This is a genomic window from Dolomitihabitans soli, from assembly GCF_022213955.1.
Taxonomy (GTDB): domain Bacteria; phylum Actinomycetota; class Actinomycetes; order Streptosporangiales; family Streptosporangiaceae; genus Streptosporangium_A; species Streptosporangium_A soli.
Genome location: NZ_JAKNTW010000046.1, coordinates 1 through 16,583, shown reverse-complemented (window position 1 = coordinate 16,583; position 16,583 = coordinate 1). Strand labels below are relative to the sequence as shown.

Annotated in this window: 15 protein-coding genes and 1 pseudogene; 4 read left to right on the top strand and 12 right to left on the bottom strand. The window is 70.1% G+C overall.

Annotated elements, in window-relative coordinates; all coding sequences use genetic code 11:
* Nucleotides 1-69 precede the first annotated feature (69 nt).
* The 5 genes from MBA17_RS46565 to MBA17_RS46545 all read right to left on the bottom strand — a co-directional run bounded on the left by MBA17_RS46565 (nucleotide 70) and on the right by MBA17_RS46545 (nucleotide 5,943).
* Entirely contained in the window at nucleotides 70-1,053 is a 984-nt protein-coding gene (locus MBA17_RS46565; protein ID WP_238505401.1) for a malate dehydrogenase, read from the bottom strand.
* 63 nt (nucleotides 1,054-1,116) lie between these two features.
* Complete coding sequence (locus MBA17_RS46560; protein ID WP_238505291.1) at nucleotides 1,117-3,021, bottom strand: serine/threonine-protein kinase; 1,905 nt, start codon at nucleotides 3,019-3,021, stop codon at nucleotides 1,117-1,119.
* A gap of 190 nt (nucleotides 3,022-3,211) precedes the next feature.
* The gene (locus tag MBA17_RS46555) at nucleotides 3,212-4,429 is read right to left on the bottom strand and encodes an NADP-dependent isocitrate dehydrogenase (protein ID WP_238505289.1); all 1,218 of its coding nucleotides are present in this window, start codon (nucleotides 4,427-4,429) and stop codon (nucleotides 3,212-3,214) included.
* A 105-nt stretch (nucleotides 4,430-4,534) separates the two neighbouring features.
* Complete coding sequence (locus MBA17_RS46550; RefSeq protein WP_238505287.1) at nucleotides 4,535-4,825, bottom strand: DUF3017 domain-containing protein; 291 nt, start codon at nucleotides 4,823-4,825, stop codon at nucleotides 4,535-4,537.
* Nucleotides 4,822-5,943 carry a citrate/2-methylcitrate synthase gene (locus MBA17_RS46545; RefSeq protein ID WP_238505277.1) on the bottom strand — a complete coding sequence of 374 codons (1,122 nt, stop codon included), beginning with the start codon at nucleotides 5,941-5,943 and terminating at the stop codon, nucleotides 4,822-4,824. Before MBA17_RS46545 ends, MBA17_RS46550 begins: the two co-directional genes overlap by 4 nt.
* A gap of 181 nt (nucleotides 5,944-6,124) precedes the next feature.
* Between MBA17_RS46545 and MBA17_RS46540 the strand changes: the two genes are divergently transcribed.
* Nucleotides 6,125-6,775, top strand: a complete 651-nt coding sequence (locus MBA17_RS46540) for an FHA domain-containing protein (RefSeq protein ID WP_238505275.1) — start codon at nucleotides 6,125-6,127, stop codon at nucleotides 6,773-6,775.
* Between the two features lie 32 nt (nucleotides 6,776-6,807).
* On the opposite strand, the gene MBA17_RS46535 is transcribed toward MBA17_RS46540, so the two are convergent.
* The 3 genes from MBA17_RS46535 to MBA17_RS46525 form a co-directional block, all read right to left on the bottom strand.
* Entirely contained in the window at nucleotides 6,808-7,653 is an 846-nt protein-coding gene (locus MBA17_RS46535; RefSeq protein ID WP_238505273.1) for a bifunctional methylenetetrahydrofolate dehydrogenase/methenyltetrahydrofolate cyclohydrolase, read from the bottom strand.
* 11 nt (nucleotides 7,654-7,664) lie between these two features.
* On the bottom strand, nucleotides 7,665-7,850 hold the full coding sequence (locus MBA17_RS46530; RefSeq protein ID WP_238505271.1) for a hypothetical protein: 186 nt from the start codon (nucleotides 7,848-7,850) through the stop codon (nucleotides 7,665-7,667).
* 154 nt (nucleotides 7,851-8,004) lie between these two features.
* Nucleotides 8,005-9,015: a LacI family DNA-binding transcriptional regulator gene (locus tag MBA17_RS46525; protein ID WP_238505264.1), complete on the bottom strand. Its 1,011-nt coding sequence runs from the start codon at nucleotides 9,013-9,015 to the stop codon at nucleotides 8,005-8,007.
* Between the two features lie 321 nt (nucleotides 9,016-9,336).
* Here MBA17_RS46525 and MBA17_RS46520 point away from each other — a divergent pair, with 321 nt between their 5' ends.
* Both MBA17_RS46520 and MBA17_RS46515 read left to right on the top strand, forming a co-directional pair.
* The gene (locus tag MBA17_RS46520; protein WP_238505262.1) at nucleotides 9,337-10,677 is read left to right on the top strand and encodes a Gfo/Idh/MocA family protein; all 1,341 of its coding nucleotides are present in this window, start codon (nucleotides 9,337-9,339) and stop codon (nucleotides 10,675-10,677) included.
* The gene (locus MBA17_RS46515) at nucleotides 10,674-11,564 is read left to right on the top strand and encodes an NAD-dependent epimerase/dehydratase family protein (RefSeq protein ID WP_238505261.1); all 891 of its coding nucleotides are present in this window, start codon (nucleotides 10,674-10,676) and stop codon (nucleotides 11,562-11,564) included. Before MBA17_RS46520 ends, MBA17_RS46515 begins: the two co-directional genes overlap by 4 nt.
* Before the next feature lie 355 nt (nucleotides 11,565-11,919).
* Here the strand turns inward: MBA17_RS46515 and purH are convergent, their stop codons facing one another.
* Both purH and purN read right to left on the bottom strand, forming a co-directional pair.
* Nucleotides 11,920-13,464 carry a bifunctional phosphoribosylaminoimidazolecarboxamide formyltransferase/IMP cyclohydrolase gene (gene purH, locus MBA17_RS46510; RefSeq protein WP_238505259.1) on the bottom strand — a complete coding sequence of 515 codons (1,545 nt, stop codon included), beginning with the start codon at nucleotides 13,462-13,464 and terminating at the stop codon, nucleotides 11,920-11,922.
* Nucleotides 13,461-14,081: a phosphoribosylglycinamide formyltransferase gene (gene purN / locus MBA17_RS46505; protein WP_238505257.1), complete on the bottom strand. Its 621-nt coding sequence runs from the start codon at nucleotides 14,079-14,081 to the stop codon at nucleotides 13,461-13,463. Before purN ends, purH begins: the two co-directional genes overlap by 4 nt.
* Nucleotides 14,082-14,177: 96 nt before the next feature.
* Here purN and MBA17_RS46500 point away from each other — a divergent pair, with 96 nt between their 5' ends.
* On the top strand, nucleotides 14,178-14,603 hold the full coding sequence (locus MBA17_RS46500) for a hypothetical protein (RefSeq protein ID WP_238505255.1): 426 nt from the start codon (nucleotides 14,178-14,180) through the stop codon (nucleotides 14,601-14,603).
* A 44-nt stretch (nucleotides 14,604-14,647) separates the two neighbouring features.
* Here the strand turns inward: MBA17_RS46500 and MBA17_RS46495 are convergent, their stop codons facing one another.
* The gene (locus tag MBA17_RS46495; protein ID WP_238505253.1) at nucleotides 14,648-16,306 is read right to left on the bottom strand and encodes a cell division protein PerM; all 1,659 of its coding nucleotides are present in this window, start codon (nucleotides 16,304-16,306) and stop codon (nucleotides 14,648-14,650) included.
* 137 nt (nucleotides 16,307-16,443) lie between these two features.
* Nucleotides 16,444-16,583: pseudogene (locus tag MBA17_RS46490) on the bottom strand (succinate--CoA ligase subunit alpha); the annotation flags it as partial.

The window sequence follows — 16,583 nt, the reverse complement described above, 5'->3', positions numbered from 1 at the left end:
GCCGCCAGCGGATGTCCGGAAACACCGAAGCCCCGGTCAGGCCGGGGCTTCGAGTCGCCATGGAACGGGTCAGATCAGGCCGAGCTGCCGCACCGTGTCGCGCTCCTCGACGAGCTCGCCCACCGAGGCGTCGATCCGCCCACGGGAGAACGCGTCGATCTCCAGGCCCTGGACGATCTGCCAGGAGCCGCCCTGGGAGGTGACGGGGAAGGAGGAGATGACGCCCTCGGCCACGCCGTACGAGCCGTCCGAGGGGATGGCCGCGGAGGTCCAGTCACCCTCGGGGGTGCCGTGGATCCAGTCGCGGACGTGGTCGATCGCGGCGTTGGCGGCGGACGCGGCGCTGGACGCGCCGCGCGCCTCGATGATGGCCGCGCCCCGCTTGGCCACGGTCGGGATGAAGGTGTCGCGCAGCCAGGCGTCGTCCACCTGCTCGGCGGCGATCTTGCCGGCCACCTCGGCGTGGTAGAGGTCCGGGTACTGCGTGGCGGAGTGGTTGCCCCAGATGGTCATCTTCTTGATCTCGGTGACCGGCACCTGGAGCTTGCCCGCGAGCTGGGAGAGCGCGCGGTTGTGGTCGAGCCGGGTCATCGCGGTGAACCGGTCGGCGGGCACGTCGGGCGCGTGCGAGCGGGCGATCAGCGCGTTGGTGTTCGCCGGGTTGCCCACCACCAGGACGCGGATGTCGTCGGCGGCGTTGTCGTTGATGGCCTTGCCCTGCGGGCCGAAGATGCCGCCGTTGGCCTCAAGCAGGTCGCCGCGCTCCATCCCCTTGCTGCGCGGACGGGCGCCGACCAGCAGCGCGACGCTGGTGCCGTCGAACGCGGTGGCCAGGTCGTCGGTGATCTCGATGCCGCGCAGCAACGGGAACGCGCAGTCGTCGAGCTCCATCGCGGTGCCCTCGGCGGCCTTCACCGCCTGCGGGATCTCCAGCAGGCTCAGCTTGACCGGGACGTCGGCACCCAGCAGCTGCCCCGAGGCGATACGGAACAGCAGCGCGTAGCCGATCTGACCGGCCGCTCCGGTGACGGTTACCTTGACGGGCGTGGCCATGGCCTTCCCCCAACTCACAGGATGAATATGACGGTCGGATGGTACCGCTGCCCGCCGCCGAGCTCAGCCGCAGGGTTGCATCGCGGGGAGCTTTTCCTCCGGGGCGAACTCGACCTTGGAGAAGTGCTTGTCGAGCAACGTCTTGATCGTCCCATCGGCGTACAGCCCCGCGACGGCCGCCCGTACGGCGGTGCAGCCACCCTCGTCGCCCTTCTTCAGCGCCACCGCGTACCGCTCGTCGGTGAGCTTCAGCCCGAGCACCTTGAACCGGATGTTCTCCCGGTTGGCGAACCCGGCGAGCAGCAGATCGTCGCCCGGGATGGCGTCGACCCGGCCCGCCAGGAGGTGGTCGACACACTCCGAGTAGGTGGTCACGGGCACCAGCTCCACGACCTTCACCCGGCGCTGCACGGCCGCCACCGAGAGGCTGGAAGCCGGCTGGCACAGCCGTCTGCCCTCCAGACCGGCCGCGTCGACGATCGGCGAGCCGTCCTTGACGAGCACGTCGACGTGCGCGAGATAGTACGGCCCGGCGAAGGACACCTGGTCGACGTCGTTGATCGCGTAAGTCGAGATGACCAGGTCGACCTCGCCGGCGTCGAGCAGCCCCGGACGTTCCTGCTTGCTCGTCGCGCGGAAGGTGATGCCGCTCCTGGGCACGCCGAGGGCCTCGGCGATCTCGGTGGCGAGGTCCACCTCGAAACCCGCCCAGGACTTGTCGCCGGCCATCAACGCGATGCCCGGCAGGGAGTCGCGCATGCCGATGGTGAGCTTGCCGGTCCCGGCGGCCTTGTCGACGACCGAGGAGTAGGAGGCGGGGCCGCCGTCGGTCGGGGCGGGATCGGTGGTCGTATCGGGCGCGGGAGCCGAGAGGAAGGCGGGCCGCCAGCCCATGGCGTACGCCGCGCCGGCGCCCCCGGCCGCCAGGACGACGAGCACCAGCAGCACCAGCCACGGCGTGCGGGAACGTTTGCGCCCGATCGGCTCGGTCAGCGCGCGGGTGGTCGGCGGCGGCGTCTGCCAGCTCGGCGGCGGGATGTCCGGGGGACGCGGCAGCGGCACCGGGGACGAGGAGTGGGTGGTGCGCTGCCCGGGGTTCACCGGCAGCCGCGCCAGCCGGGTGGCGTCGTTGTCGCCGACCGGTCTGGCGGCGGCGAGGCGGACGCCCTGGGTGAGCACGGCGGGTGAGGCGTCGGCGTTCTCCGGGTGGCCGAGCAGCCGCAGCAGGATCTGGTCGGCCGAGGGGCGCGACGCCGCCGGCTTGGCCAGCGAGGACCGCACCACGCTGCGCAACGGCTCGGGCAGGGCGCTGACGTCGACCTCGTGGTTGAGGATGCGGTTCAGCACCACGGCGATCGAGCTGCCCTCGAACACCGTCTCGCCGGTGGCCGCGAACGCGATCGTCGCGCCCCAGGCGAACACATCGGTGAAGGGGCCGACCTCGTCACCGGCGATCTGCTCGGGCGCCATGTAGGCGGGGGTGCCGATGGCCCTGCTGGTGATGGTGCCGGTCGAGTCGACGATCCTGGCGATGCCGAAGTCGACCACCCGGGGGCCGTCGGCGGCGATCAGCACGTTGTCCGGCTTGAAGTCGCGGTGCACGATCGAGGCGTGGTGGATGGCGGTCAGCGCGGTGGCCGTGCCGACCGCGAGCCGTTCCAGCGCCGGGCCGCGGAGCGGTCCGTCACTGTCGACGACGTCCCGCAGCGACCTGCCGTCGATGTACTCGCTCGCGATGTAGGGGACGTCGCCTTCGAGGTCGGCGCCGATCACCTTCGCCGTGCAGAAGGACGCCACCCGCTGGGAGGCGCGCAGCTCCCGGGCGAACCGGGACCGCGCGATCGTGTCCCCGCTGAATCTGACGTGCAGAAGCTTGATCGCGGCACGCTCGCCCGTGTCGCTGACGCCAAGGAAGACGACCCCCTGCCCGCCCTCTCCGATGCGCCCGGACAGGCGAAAGGAGCCCAACCGGCTGGGATCCCCCGCCAGAAGCGGCCCTATCTGCGGCATCCTCGTCCCCACCACGGTTTCGCAAAGTTCCGACCAGGCAAACCTTACGGCCCCGCCGCCTGCCACAGCACGTCACCGGGCACGAGTTACCCCTACGTGACCTCGGGAGCAGGCGTGCGAAGGGCCGCCCGGAGGCGGCCCTTCACCATCAAACAGACATCTTCTTCTTGAGGTTCTCGTCCAGCGCCGCCAGGAAGTCCTGGGTGGTCAGCCACTGTGCGTCGCCGCCCACCAGGAGCGCCAGGTCCTTGGTCATCTGACCGCCCTCGACGGTCTCGACGCAGACCTGCTCCAGCTTGTCCGCGAAGTCGCTCACCGCGGGAGTGTTGTCGAGCTTGCCGCGGTGCTGCAGGCCACGGGTCCACGCGAAGATCGAGGCGATCGGGTTCGTGGAGGTGGGCTTGCCCTGCTGGTGCTGGCGGAAGTGCCGGGTGACGGTGCCGTGCGCGGCCTCGGCCTCGACGGTCCGCCCGTCGGGGGTCATCAGGACCGAGGTCATCAGGCCGAGCGAGCCGAAGCCCTGCGCCACGGTGTCCGACTGGACGTCACCGTCGTAGTTCTTGCACGCCCAGACGTAGCCGCCCTCCCACTTCATCGCCGCCGCGACCATGTCGTCGATCAGGCGGTGCTCGTAGGTGATGCCGGCGGCCTCGAAGTCGGCCTTGAACTCGCTCTCGAAGACCTCGGCGAAGATGTCCTTGAAGCGGCCGTCGTAGGCCTTCAGGATGGTGTTCTTCGTCGAGAGGTAGACCGGGTAGTTCCTGTTCAGGCCGTACCTCATGGAGGCGCGGGCGAAGTCCCTGATCGAGTCGTCCAGGTTGTACATCGCCATCGCGACGCCGCTGCCGGGGAAGTCGTAGACGTCGAGCTCGATCGGCTCGCTGCCGTCCTTCGGGGTGAACGTCAAGGTCAGCGACCCCTCGCCCGGCACCTTGAAGTCGGTGGCGCGGTACTGGTCGCCGAAGGCGTGACGGCCGACGACGATCGGCTTGGTCCAGCCGGGGACGAGCCGCGGCACGTTCGACATGATGATCGGCTCGCGGAAGATGACGCCGCCGAGGATGTTGCGGATGGTGCCGTTGGGCGAGCGCCACATCTTCTTGAGGCCGAACTCCTCGACCCGGGCCTCGTCCGGCGTGATCGTGGCGCACTTGACGCCCACGCCGTACTGCTTGATCGCGTTCGCGGAGTCGATCGTGACCTGGTCGTCGGTCGCGTCGCGGTGCTCGATGCCGAGGTCGTAGTACTTGAGATCGACGTCGAGGTAGGGAAGGATCAGCTGGTCTTTGATGAACTGCCAGATGATCCGCGTCATCTCGTCGCCGTCAAGCTCGACGACGGGGTTCTCTACCTTGATCTTGGGCATGCGTGTGGTTCCCCTTCTGAACTAACAATGACCAGACAGTCCTTTATGAGGCTCACTGGCCGTTGAGGCTATCGGACGGTCGCGTACGTCTCGCGGGCCGCCCTTTCAACCGATGATCCAATGCCGGGGAACCAGGAGCAGCAGACCGCCCAGTCCCAGCAGCGCCCCGAGCAGCGCGAGAGTGACGACGTCCGTCGTCTTCCCCCGTACGGCGAGCCAACCGGCCCGCGACTCGGGCAGCGCCATCCGCAGGACGGCGCCGAACAACAGGAACGCCCCGCCGAGCGGGACGGCGACCACGGGCGGGATCCCCAGAAAGACCGTGGACACGCCCAGGACCGTACCCACCAGCACGATGGCGTACGGTCCTCGGCTCTCGTTCTGTGTCTCTGTCACCGCTCGTCTATCGGCTTCCACTTCTGGTCGCGCTCGCCGATGTACTCGCTGTCAGGCCGGATGAGCCGGTTGTCAGCGTGCTGCTCGATCACGTGCGCAGTCCATCCCGACATGCGGCTCACGGAGAAGACCGGCGTGAACAGGTCGGTGGGTATCCCAAGATAGTGGTAGACGGTCGCCGCATAGAAGTCGACGTTCGGATAGAGGCCCTTCTCGGCCAGGACGACCTCCTCCATCTCCCGCGACATCCGGAAGAACGTGTCGTCGCCGCCGGACTCGGCGAGTTCCTGCGACATCTTGCGCAGGTGGGTGGCCCGGGGGTCCTCGGTCTTGTAGACCCGGTGCCCGAAGCCCATGATCTTCTCGCCGTTCGCGAGCTTCTCCCGGACCACGGACGCCACCTTGTCCGGCGCGATGCCCTGCAGGGTGCGCATGACCTGCTCGTTCGCGCCGCCGTGCAGGGGGCCCTTCAGCGTGCCGATCGCGGCGACGATCGCCGAGTGCATGTCCGACAGGGTCGCCGCGCAGACGCGGGCCGCGAACGTGGAGGCGTTCATGGTGTGATCGGCGTGCAGCACGAGGCAGGCGTCGAGGATCTCGACCGCGCGCGGGTCGGGCACCTGCCCGGTGATCTGGAGCAGGAAGTTGGCGGCGACGCTCAACTCGGGGTCAGGGTCCGCCACGGTCCTGCCCGACCGGGCGGCGTGGTAGCGCGCGACGAGGATCGGCTGCTGGGCGGTCAGTCGCGCCGCCTTGCGCAGGTTGGCCTCGGCTGAGTTGGAGTCCTTGTCCGGACTCTCCGCGCCCGCCAGCGAGACGAGGGTGCGCAGCGCCTCCATCGGCGCCCCCCGCTCGGCGATCTCGGGGATGTTCGCCTCGACGAGCGCGCCCAGGGCACGCCCCTGGCTCAACTCCTCGTCGTAGGCCGCGAGCTGCCCGCTGGTCGGAAGCGAGCCGCGCTGCAACAGGTGGGCGGTCTCTTCGAAAGTCGTACGGCCGGCCAGATCGTGGATGTCGTAGCCACGATAGAAGAGGCGACCGGCCTTCCCGTCGATGTCGCTGAGCGCTGTTGACGCGGCGACGACGTCGGCGAGACCTTTGGTGGGCTTGTCCGCCATGTGTATTTCCTCCGCTTATCTTGGCCCGAAGTCTACCTGTGAGCAGGTAAAACCTTGTCCGAAGCCTCAGGCCAAAATCGAGCTGGATTCTCCTTACGGCAAAGGCGATTCCCCATCCCCTCGTTTGGGTAAGCCGGAGCTATAGCAGAAGATACGGCGGGCTACCTGGGGAGGAACTGCCGTGGAGGGGCCGTTCATACGCGTCGAGGACAGTGGCGAGGTTGTCCCGTTGCGCCCCGAGATCACTACGGTCGGCCGAGGCCGTGGTGTCGACATCCGGCTGACGGACCCAAGCGTGTCCAGACTGCACGCCGAGTTCGTCAGGCGCGGACCCTATCTCTACGTCGTCGACCTGGGGCTGTCTCGCAACGGCACCCGGGTGAACGGCAGGCCGATCGCCCGGAGGGTGCTCGACGACGGTGACGTCGTCTCCTTCGGTGCCGCTCGCGGCAGGATCGGTGGGATTCCACGGGAGGACTTCACTCCCGAGGTCGAGCTGCGCCGCGCCGCGGCACCAGAGCTGACCAGGCGCGAGGTCGATGTGCTGACCTCCTTGTGCCGCCCCGCCCTGTCCGACGAGGCGTTCGTCGCTCCCGCCACCGCGCGGGAGATCGCCGACGATCTCGTGGTCACGGAGGCGGCGGTCAAGCAGCACCTGCTCAGGCTTTACCAGAAGTTCCGGATCCCGGAGGGCACCAATCGGCGCACACGTCTGGCCAATGAGGTCGTGGCCCTCGGGCTGGTCAGGCCGACCCCGGTCGTGCCGCCCCAGCGCTCAGCGGGCACCCCCGCCACCGAGAATCATTCGGCAGCGGGCCGACGCGCTTCGTGACGCCATGGGAGTGATCCCATGGCGTCACGGGGTCACTTCCGCTCGGCGGCTTCGACGACGTTGGTGAGCAGCATGGCCCTGGTCATCGGGCCGACACCGCCGGGGTTCGGCGCCATCTGGCCGGCCACCTCGGCGACGTCGGTCGCCACGTCGCCGGCGAGCTTGCCGTCGATCCGTGAGACGCCGACGTCGAGCACCGCGGCGCCCGGCTTGACCATGTCCGCGGTGATGAGCCCCGGCACGCCGGCGGCCGCGACCACGATGTCGGCTCGGCGCACGTGGCCGGCCAGGTCCTGGGTGCCGGTGTGGCAGGTGGTCACCGTGGCGTTCTCGGTGCGGCGGGTCAGCAGCAGGCCGAGCGAACGGCCGACGGTGATGCCACGGCCGACGATCACGACCTCCGCGCCCTTGATCGGCACGCCGTACTCCTGGAGGAGGGCGATGATGCCGCGCGGCGTGCAGGGCAGCGGCGCGTCGACCATGTGCACCAGCCGGCCGAGGTTGACCGGGTGGAGACCGTCGGCGTCCTTGGCCGGGTCGATCCGCTCCAGCAGGGCCATGGTGTCGAGGTGGCGGGGCAGCGGAAGCTGGACGATGTAGCCGGTGCACTCGGGCGAGTCGTTGAGCTCGTCGATGACCGCCTCGACCTCGGCCTGGGTCGCGGTGTCGGGCAGGTCTCTGCGGATCGAGGCGATCCCGACCTCGGCGCAGTCACGGTGCTTGCCGGCCACGTAGATCTGGCTGCCCGGGTCGTCGCCCACCAGCACGGTGCCCAGTCCCGGCGTGATCCCGCGCTCCCTGAGCGCGGCGACCCGTACCGACAGGTCTGACTTGATCTTCGTTGCGGTGGCCTTGCCATCGAGTCTCAGCGCGCTCATGTCAAACCATCCTATTGGCCGCTCTCCCTGGCCGCCGCCTCACGCCGCTCGATGATCCGCCTGGTGAACGGGATGCGCTCCATGACGAGCCCGCCGAGATAGGCGGCGAGGAACGCCAGCATGATCAGTCCGTACGGGCTGTTGGTGTATCCGTGCATGATCAGGAGAGTCTGCAGGACGGGGTCGATCATGGCCATGGAAGGGACTCCGGGGGATGGGTGCGGGGATGGACCACCACAGGTTAACCACGCAGACCACATGCAACCACTAAAACTAAGACATTTCTCCTGACCAGCTGCCTGGTGTGGAGCCGTTCGAGAAAATCGACTGTGAAAACGTTTCCTTGCTCCCTCACGATCGCACCGGACCGGTGCTGCCGCGCACCTCGATCCGGGGCCGGAAGTTGAGATCGTGGTCGGGTCTCTCGTCCTGGAGCAGCGCGTGCAGCCGCTTCCACGCCTCCTCGCCGAGCTCGACGACGGGAACCGAGGCGGTGGTCAGCGGCGGTGTGGTGAACCTGGCGAACGGGATGTCGTCGAACCCGGTCACCGAGAGCTCCTCCGGAACCCGTACGCCCTTCTCGTGCAGCGCGCTGAGCAGCCCCATCGCGACCAGGTCGTTGAACGCGAGCGCGCCGGTCACCCCGGACGCGACCACGGCGTCCAGTACGGCGTGCCCGTGCTCGAACGTGACCCCGCAGGGAATGGTCACCAGCTCGACGTCGGGATGCTCGCCGGCGAAGGTCCGCAGGCCACGCAGCCGGAGGTCGTTCGACACGCTGTCCGGGTTGCCTTCCAGGTAGCCGATCCTGCGATGCCCGAGCTGGTGGAGATGCAGGGCGAGCGGCTGGATGCCGGTCTCGTAGTCGGCCGTTAGGGTCGGCGCGGAGATGCGCGGGCTGTCCCGGTTGATCAGCACCACGGGGGCCAGCTGAGGCAGCAGGCTCAGCAGTTCGTCCTCCGGCATCCGGGGCGCGCACAGCACGAGGGCGTCGCAGCAGCGGCGCAACTCCACCGCCAGAATGCTCTCCTCGCTCGTCTGCTCGGTGGAGTCGGCGACCACCACCCGGTAGGAGTCCTTGGCGGCGGCCCTGCTGAGGCCGCGCAACACGCTCTGGAACGTCGGGTTGGCCAGGTCGGGGACAAGGATCGCGACCATCTGGGTGCGGCCCAGGACCAGCGACCGCGCGAGCGGACTGGGCTGGTACTTCAGCACGGCGGCGGCCGCGCGGACCCGCTCGGCCGTCGCCGGGTCCACCTTGAAGTTGCCGTTCATCACCCGGGACACCGTGGAAACGGATACTCCGGCCATCTCCGCCACCGCCACGATGGTGGCGGACTTGCCCCGTGCGCCCTTGGCCATGCGTTCTCCGCCGTCCGTCGTTGGGGGCTGTCCCCGAGCAGCACCAGAAACCCTTTTCACCGATGGTAACCGCGAGCGCCGGAGGTCTTCGCCGCCTTCGCGCCTCCCCACCCGCCCAACGGCACGTCAGCGCCGTTCGTAGGCGTTCTTCGTCGCCCCCGGACGACGCACCGGCCATTGACGCCCCACCAGGCGTCCTGTTCTAATGGCGATTCAGCCCGAGGAATCGTTTTCACACCGCCGGCCGGCGGCCGGCTTACTGTGGTCATCGTCATTCTTCGGGTCCCTCGTCCAGGGCATCTCCACCACTGGAGGCAAAGAGTGGCAGGACAGCGTTACGCCCTGGTGGGCACCGGATCGCGGGCCCACATGTACATCGACGCCATCCTCGGCGCCCACGCAGGCGTGGCGGAGCTGGTGGCCATCAGCGACGTCAACGAGGGGCGGATGCGCTACCACACCGACCGCATCGTGGCCACCGGCGCGCCCGCGCCCGCGTGGTACTCCCCCGGCGACCTGGCCCAGATGATCAGTGAGCGGAAGATCGACCGAGTCGTCGTCTCATCGCCCGACCACACGCACGCCGACGTGGTGGTCCGCGCCCTGAACGCGGGAGCCGACGTCATCGTCGAGAAGCCGCTGACCATCGACGCGGCCGGCTGCCGCGCGATCGTGGCGGCGAGCGAGAGCAGCGGCCGTTCGGTCGTGGTCACCTTCAACTACCGCTACTCCCCCCGGAACAGCGCCCTCAAGGAGCTGATCCGGTCCGGGGCGATCGGCTCGGTGACCTCGGTGCACTTCGAGTGGACACTCGACACGAAGCACGGCGCCGACTACTTCCGCCGGTGGCACCGGGAGAAGGCGAAGTCCGGCGGGCTGCTCGTGCACAAGGCCTCCCATCACTTCGACCTGGTCAACTGGTGGATCGACGACGTGCCCACCCGTGTCTACGGGAGCGGCGACCTGCGCTTCTACGGTGCGAAGAACGCCGCACGCCGGGGGCTCGGCGAACGACCGGCCCGGGGCAGCGTGGACGAGGCGGCCGGTGACCCGTTCAGCCTGGACATGCGCGCCGACGCCGTCCTCGACGCGCTCTACCTGCGCAACGAACACCTCGACGGCTACCGGCGGGACCAGGACGTCTTCAGCGAGGGCATCACCATCGAGGACAACCTCGCCCTGCTCGTCGACTACGCCGGCGGCGCCACCATGTCGTACTCGCTGAACGCGCACGCGCCGTGGGAGGGCTACACGGTCGCGGTCAACGGCACCGAGGGCCGCGCCGAACTCGCCGTCGTCGAGCGTGCCGAGGTGCTCATCGACTCCGCGCTCGACCCCAGCGTCGTCGCCGCCGACGAGTCGGCCGCCGCGGCCCGCGCGCCCGGCGAGCGCCTGGTGCTCCAACGGCACTGGGAGGCGGCCCGGGAGATCGAGATCGTGAACGGTGAGGGGGCGCACGGCGGCGGCGACATCCGCATGCTGCACGACCTCTTCGTCGGCCCGGCCGACGACCCGCTCGGCCGCCCGGCCGGCTACCGCGACGGCCTCCGATCCGTCGCGGTCGGCATCGCGGGCAACGTCTCGCTCGCCACCGGGGCCCCGGTGAACGTCGCCGACCTCGACCTCGGGACGGCCCTCGACGACCGCCGGTCGGGCGCATGAGGCGGATCACCGTCACGGGGGGCTCCGGCCGGCTCGGCCGGAGCGTCGTCAGAGCACTCGCCGCCGCGGGTGACGAGGTGACCTCCATCGACCAGGTGCACACCGAGGACCTGCCCGCCACGTGCCTGCACGCCGACCTCACCGATCCGGACGCCACCCTGAAGGCGCTGCACGCCGCCCGGCCCGAGGCGATCATCCATCTCGCCGCGATCGCGATCCCGTTCAGCGCGCCGGAAGAGGTCATCCTCGCCACCAACACGGCCATCGCCTACAACGTGGTGACCGCCGCGGCCGAGGTGGGCGCGACCCACCTGCTCGCCGCCGGCTCGCCCACCGTCATCGGGTACGGCGCGCCGAACGGCTGGCAGCCCGGCTACCTGCCGATCGACGAGGATCACCCGGTCATGCCGTGGAACGCCTACGCGCTGTCCAAGCTCTTCATCGAGTCCATCGTCTCGATGGCCGTCGCGCGTGACGGCCATCGGCTCCGCCTCGGCCTGTTCCGGCCCTGCTTCGTCATCTCACCGGAGGAGTGGCAGGGGGCGAACACCCAGATGGGCCACACCGTCGCCGAACGACTCGACCGGCCCGAACTGGCCGCCGTGTCGCTGTTCAACTACGTCGACGCCCGAGACGCCGCCGCCTTCGTGATCGCCTGGCTGCGGAACGCCGACGCCGTGCCCAACGGCTCCGTCTTCTTCGTCGGCGCCGACGACGCGCTCGCGAAGCAGCCGCTCGCGGAACTCGTCCCCCGCTTCCTGCCGGGCGCCGAGCAGGCCGCCGCGGGCCTGACCGGCACCCTGCCCGCCTTCAGCTCCGCGAAGGCGGCGAGGCTGCTCGGCTGGCGACCACGCCACAGCTGGCGCACCGAACTGGCCACGGACTGACCCGCCAGGCGTACGGCCACGCCGGGGGCGACCCACGACGGCCATCGGAGGGTGGTCGCTCGACCGCCGAGAAACGTTTTCTCAGCCACCGCCTCCGTCTTCGGGGGCACCCCGACCGCGTAGAACAGCCGCGTGCGCAGGCCGATCGTGGCGAGCATGCGCAGCGGCGTGCGGAAGTCGGTCCGGTTCGCCGCTTGCCAGGTCCGTGACACCCGCTCGTGTGGCCGTTGCCGGACAGCGGCCACACGAGCGGCGAGGCACGGTCCGGTCGCCGCCTCGCTTCGCCAGACCCGTGACGCCCGCTCGGGCGGCCGTTGCCGGGCAACGGCCGCACGAGCGGCGAGGCACGGTGGACCTAGTGGAAGAAGTGGCGCGTTCCCGTGAAGTACAGGGCGATCCCGGCTTCCTCGGCCGCCGCGATCACCTCGGCGTCGCGGACCGAGCCACCGGGTTCGACGATGGCCCGGACGCCGCCCTCGGCGAGCACCTGGAGCCCGTCCGCGAAGGGGAAGAACGCGTCGGAGGCGCCGACGGACCCGGCCGCCCGGTCGCCGGCCCGTGAGACCGCCAGCCGCGCCGAGTCGACCCGGTTGACCTGCCCCATCCCGACCCCGACGGTCGCCCCGTCGGCGGCCAGCAGGATCGCGTTGGACTTGACCGACCGGCACGCCTTCCAGGCGAAGACCAGATCCGCGAGGACCTCGGGGGCGACGGCGGATCCCGTCTTGAGCTCCCACGTGGCCGGGTCGTCGCCGGGCGCGTCGACCCGGTCGACGGTCTGGACGAGCAGCCCGCCGTCGATCCCGCGGAACTCGGTCGCGTTGCCGGGCCTCGACGGGCAGCGCAGCAGGCGGATGTTCTTCTTCGCCGTCAGCACGGCGAGCCCCTCCTCGCTGAACCCGGTCGCCACGACCACCTCGGTGAAGATCTCCGCGATCTGCTTGGCCAGCTCGGCGGTGACCTCGCCGTTGACGGCGATGACCCCGCCGTACGCCGACAGCGGGTCGCAGGCGTGGGCCTTGCGGTGCGCCTGCGCGACGTCGGCGCCGACCGCGATGCCGCACGGGTTGGCGTGCTTGATGATCGCCACGCACGGGTCCGTGAAGTCCCAGGCGGCCCGCCACGCGGCGTCGGCGTCCACGTAGTTGTTGTAGGACATCTCCTTGCCGTGCAGCTGCTCGGCGCCGGCCAGGCCCCCCTCGCCCGTGGTGTAGAGCGCGGCCTTCTGGTGCGGGTTCTCGCCGTAGCGGAGCACCGCCGCACGCTGCCAGGTGACGCCCTTGAACTCCGGCGACTCCTCCTCCCCGCCGGCGTAGTCGCCGGCGAACCAGGAGGCGACCGCGACGTCGTAGGAGGCGGTGTGCGCGTAGGCGCCCGCGGCGAGGCGACGCCGCTGGGGCAGGGTGAAGCCCCCCTCAGCGACGGCCGTGAGCACGTCGTCGTAGGAGCGCGGGTCGACCACGACCGCCACCGTGCCGTGGTTCTTGGCGGCGGCGCGGATCATCGCGGGGCCGCCGATGTCGATCTGCTCGACGCACTCGGCGTCGGCCGCGCCCGAGGCCACGGTCTCGCTGAACGGATAGAGGTTGACCACGACCAGCTCGAACGGCTCGATCTCCAGCTCTTCGAGCTGCTTGACGTGCGCGGGGTTGCCGCTGTCGGCGAGCAGACCCGCGTGCACGCGAGGGTGCAGGGTCTTCACCCGGCCGTCGAGGCACTCGGGGAAGCCGGTCAGCGACTCGACGGGCGTCACCGGCACACCGAACGACGCGATCCGCGCCGCCGTACCCCCCGTCGAGACGATCTCGACGCCCGCGGTGTCGAGCCCACGGGCCAGCTCCTCAAGCCCGGACTTGTCGTACACCGCGATCAACGCGCGCCTGACGGCGATGCGGGTCACTTCGTGATCCTTCCTGGGTGAACGGAACGGCCGGTCAGGGTCCAGCCCTCGCGGGCGAACCGGCCGACGATCTCGACGAGCAGACGGCGCTCGACGGTCTTGATGCGCTCGTGCAGCGTGGCCTCGTCGTCATCCGGCAACACGGCGACGGCCTCCTGCGCGATCACGGGCCCGGTGTCCACCCCGGCGTCGACCAGATGCACCGTGCAACCGGTCACCTTGACGCCGTAGGCCAGCGCCTCTCGTACGGCATGCGCGCCCGGAAAGGCCGGCAGCAGCGCGGGATGGGTGTTGATGACCGTGAAGCGGTCGAGCACCTGTGGGCCGAGGATCTTCATGAAACCGGCGGAGACCACCAGATCGGGCCGATGGGCGGCGATCTCGGCGGCGAGCGCCTCATCCCAGGCCCGCCGATCGGGATGATCGGCGACCCGCTCGACGAACACCGGTATCCCCGCGCGCTCGGCCCGGGCCAGCCCCTCGATATCTGTGCGGTCGGCGCCGACGGCCACGACCCGAACCCCGTAACCGACATCGGCCGCAGCGTCCAGCAGGGCCTGTAGGTTGGTTCCAGAACCGGAGACTAGTACCACAAGCCGAGCGGCCTGGTCTGACACGAACACGCTCCATTCGGCGACGGCGATCAGGTGCGGCTGGCGCGCACCGAAGCCAGGGTATCTGCCCCTCCGGGCACGTGAGGTAGAGGAGGCCAGGTGACGACACCCGTCCAGATTCCGACCGGGCAACAACGGTCCCCCGAGGCCGCCGCCCGGCGGGCGATATGGCTCGCCCTGGCAGCGGTGGCCATGACGCTGCTGTTGCCCGTCGCCGGGATCGTGTTGTGCGTCGTGGCCCTCACCGCGGGCATCCGTGCGGTGGGCGGGTCACGCAAGGCGGGCAAGCCCTCCGGTCTCGCCGTCACCGGCGTCGTCATGTCGTCGGTGGCGTTGCTGGTCGCCCTGGCGATGACGGCCTTCCAGCTCTACTTCGGCAGCGAACTCACCGCCTACGGCGAGTGCAAGATCGGCGCGGGCACGGTCGCCGCCCAGACCGAGTGCGTGGACCGGCTGGAGCGCTCGATGGAGCAGCGGATGCCCTTCCTCAAGCCGGGCGAGCTGCAGTTCCCGTTCATGCCGTAAGCGGCCAGTTCATGCCGTGACCGGCCAGTTCATGCCGTGAGCGGTCAGTCGCGGTCCCAGGCGTAGGGGTCGACGTAGATCACGTGTCCGCCGCGGTCGTCGGTCTCGTCGACTATGTCCCGGCGGACCGGGCGGGCGGGGTCGACCGGGTCACGTCTGGGTCCCGGCTGGTCGAGTGACTCCGCGACGGCCGAGGCGTGCTCGTCGACCCAGTCGTTCCTGATCACCGGGATGGGCTGGGTGTCGGTCTCGGTGACGTCCATCCAGTGCCCGGGAGGCGGCTCGGGCTCCTGCGTCTCCGCGAAGCCGACCTTGTTCGCCGCCTTCGCGATCGCGGCTCCGGCCTTGCGTACCGGGGTGACGGCCGTACCCAGCCTGGCCAGCGCGGGAGCGTGCCCGCGGGCGGCCCGGAAGACCAGCCACCAGTTGGAGATCCCGGCGGCTATCCCCGCGGCGACGCCCACCTCCAGGGCCACCGAGAGCACCACCTCCCAGGGCGAGGGCCCCACCGTGGAGAGCCGCGCGTCGCCGAGCGGGCCGCCGGAGAGCGCGGCGAGCAGGCCCGCCACCACACCCGTGCTGAGCCCGCAGATGAACCCCCACAGCGGCGCGGCCTCATACGACGGCGAGGCGGAGACCCGTGCCACCACCAGGCCGGCGACCGCCCCCGCGAGGAACGGCACCGCGAGCACGCCCATCACCCACGGCGAGGCGGGCCCCGCGTCGGGCAGGGCGCCGAGCACCGGCAGACTGGGCACGTTGCCGAGTTGCACCCCGGTCGGCGCCACCAGGGTTCCGGTGCCGATCGCGAAGCCGGGACCCGCGATGTAGGACATCCCCCACACCACGCCGTTGAGCAGGTAGAGGCCCTGGACCAGGAGGAGGAGCAGCCCGCCGACGAAGCCGGGCGCGAGCGAGTTCGACAGTTCGCGCACCTGGTCGAAGTTCACCACGATCGCACCGAGCACCAGCACCAGGCCGGCCCCCAGCATGATCACCAACGCGGTGGCGGTGCCGAGCATGAGCGCGCGCATCCGCTCGGGGAGCAGCCTGAGCATCAGGCTCCACGGCCCGATGGTCCGGGCGGTGGCCAGCGACCCCGCGAGGAACGCCAGGATCAGATGGCTGAGCAGCGCCTCGCCGATGTGCGGCTGGGTGATCTCGTTCCGCGCGACCAGCGCGATCATGCCCGCGAGCAGCGCGTACGGCGCGGCCAGTGAGATGCCCGCCTGCGCGATGAGCACCAGCTGCGCACGACGGCGAGCGGTCGCCAGATCCCTGGAACTGCCCTTCGGCAACCGGGCGGGCAGCCGCAGCCGCAGATCGGCGTCGCGCGCCATCCACAGCGCCGCGCGGTACAGCAGGAAGGCGGGGAGGACTATCAGCCCGAGGGGCAACAGCCCGACCCTGCCGCCCGGGATCGCGAACCCGGCGTGGTGGGCCGCCAGCCAGAGCTGCGCCGCCGTACGGAACACGCCGGGCAGGCCGGGGCCGAGGGAACCGCTGGGGGCGGCGATCCAGCCCACCAGGGTGAGCGTGGTGAGCACCGCGAGCCCCACGCCCAGGGTCCACGCGGCGGCCAGCATCCCGGACACGGGAAGCGGCCGTCGCACCTCGTCGTCGTCACCCGTGACGCCGGGCCGGGGGAGTCTGCTCAGGACGGTACGGGGGGCCGTCCGCAGCTGATCGAAAAGGGCCGTCACAGTAGTCGATGGTCTCAGGCCGGACGCCCCCGGTAGTCCTTGCGGCACCGCGTGTCGCCTACTTGAGACCGGCGAATCGCACATTATGCCGTCACGGTGACCACCTGAGGCCGGTGGTCACCGTGACCGGTACGCGTTCAGCGGTTCTGCATGACCTCGCGCATGAGGCGGGCGGTCTCGCTGGGCGTCTTCCCCACCCGGACCCCGACCTTCTCCAACGCCTCCTTCTTCGCCTGCGCCGTACCAGCCGAACCCGACACGATCGCCCCCGCATGCC

What these genes read in the sequence shown, in the direction of transcription:
- MBA17_RS46555 (WP_238505289.1), bottom strand. Translation starts at nt 4,429, where the DNA reads ATGCCCAAGATCAAGGTAGAGAACCCCGTCGTCGAGCTTGACGGCGAC.
- MBA17_RS46530 (WP_238505271.1), bottom strand. Translation starts at nt 7,850, where the DNA reads ATGGCCATGATCGACCCCGTCCTGCAGACTCTCCTGATCATGCACGGA.
- MBA17_RS46565 (WP_238505401.1), bottom strand. Translation starts at nt 1,053, where the DNA reads ATGGCCACGCCCGTCAAGGTAACCGTCACCGGAGCGGCCGGTCAGATC.
- MBA17_RS46515 (WP_238505261.1), top strand. Translation starts at nt 10,674, where the DNA reads ATGAGGCGGATCACCGTCACGGGGGGCTCCGGCCGGCTCGGCCGGAGC.
- MBA17_RS46535 (WP_238505273.1), bottom strand. Translation starts at nt 7,653, where the DNA reads ATGAGCGCGCTGAGACTCGATGGCAAGGCCACCGCAACGAAGATCAAG.
- MBA17_RS46525 (WP_238505264.1), bottom strand. Translation starts at nt 9,015, where the DNA reads ATGGCCAAGGGCGCACGGGGCAAGTCCGCCACCATCGTGGCGGTGGCG.
- MBA17_RS46545 (WP_238505277.1), bottom strand. Translation starts at nt 5,943, where the DNA reads ATGGCGGACAAGCCCACCAAAGGTCTCGCCGACGTCGTCGCCGCGTCA.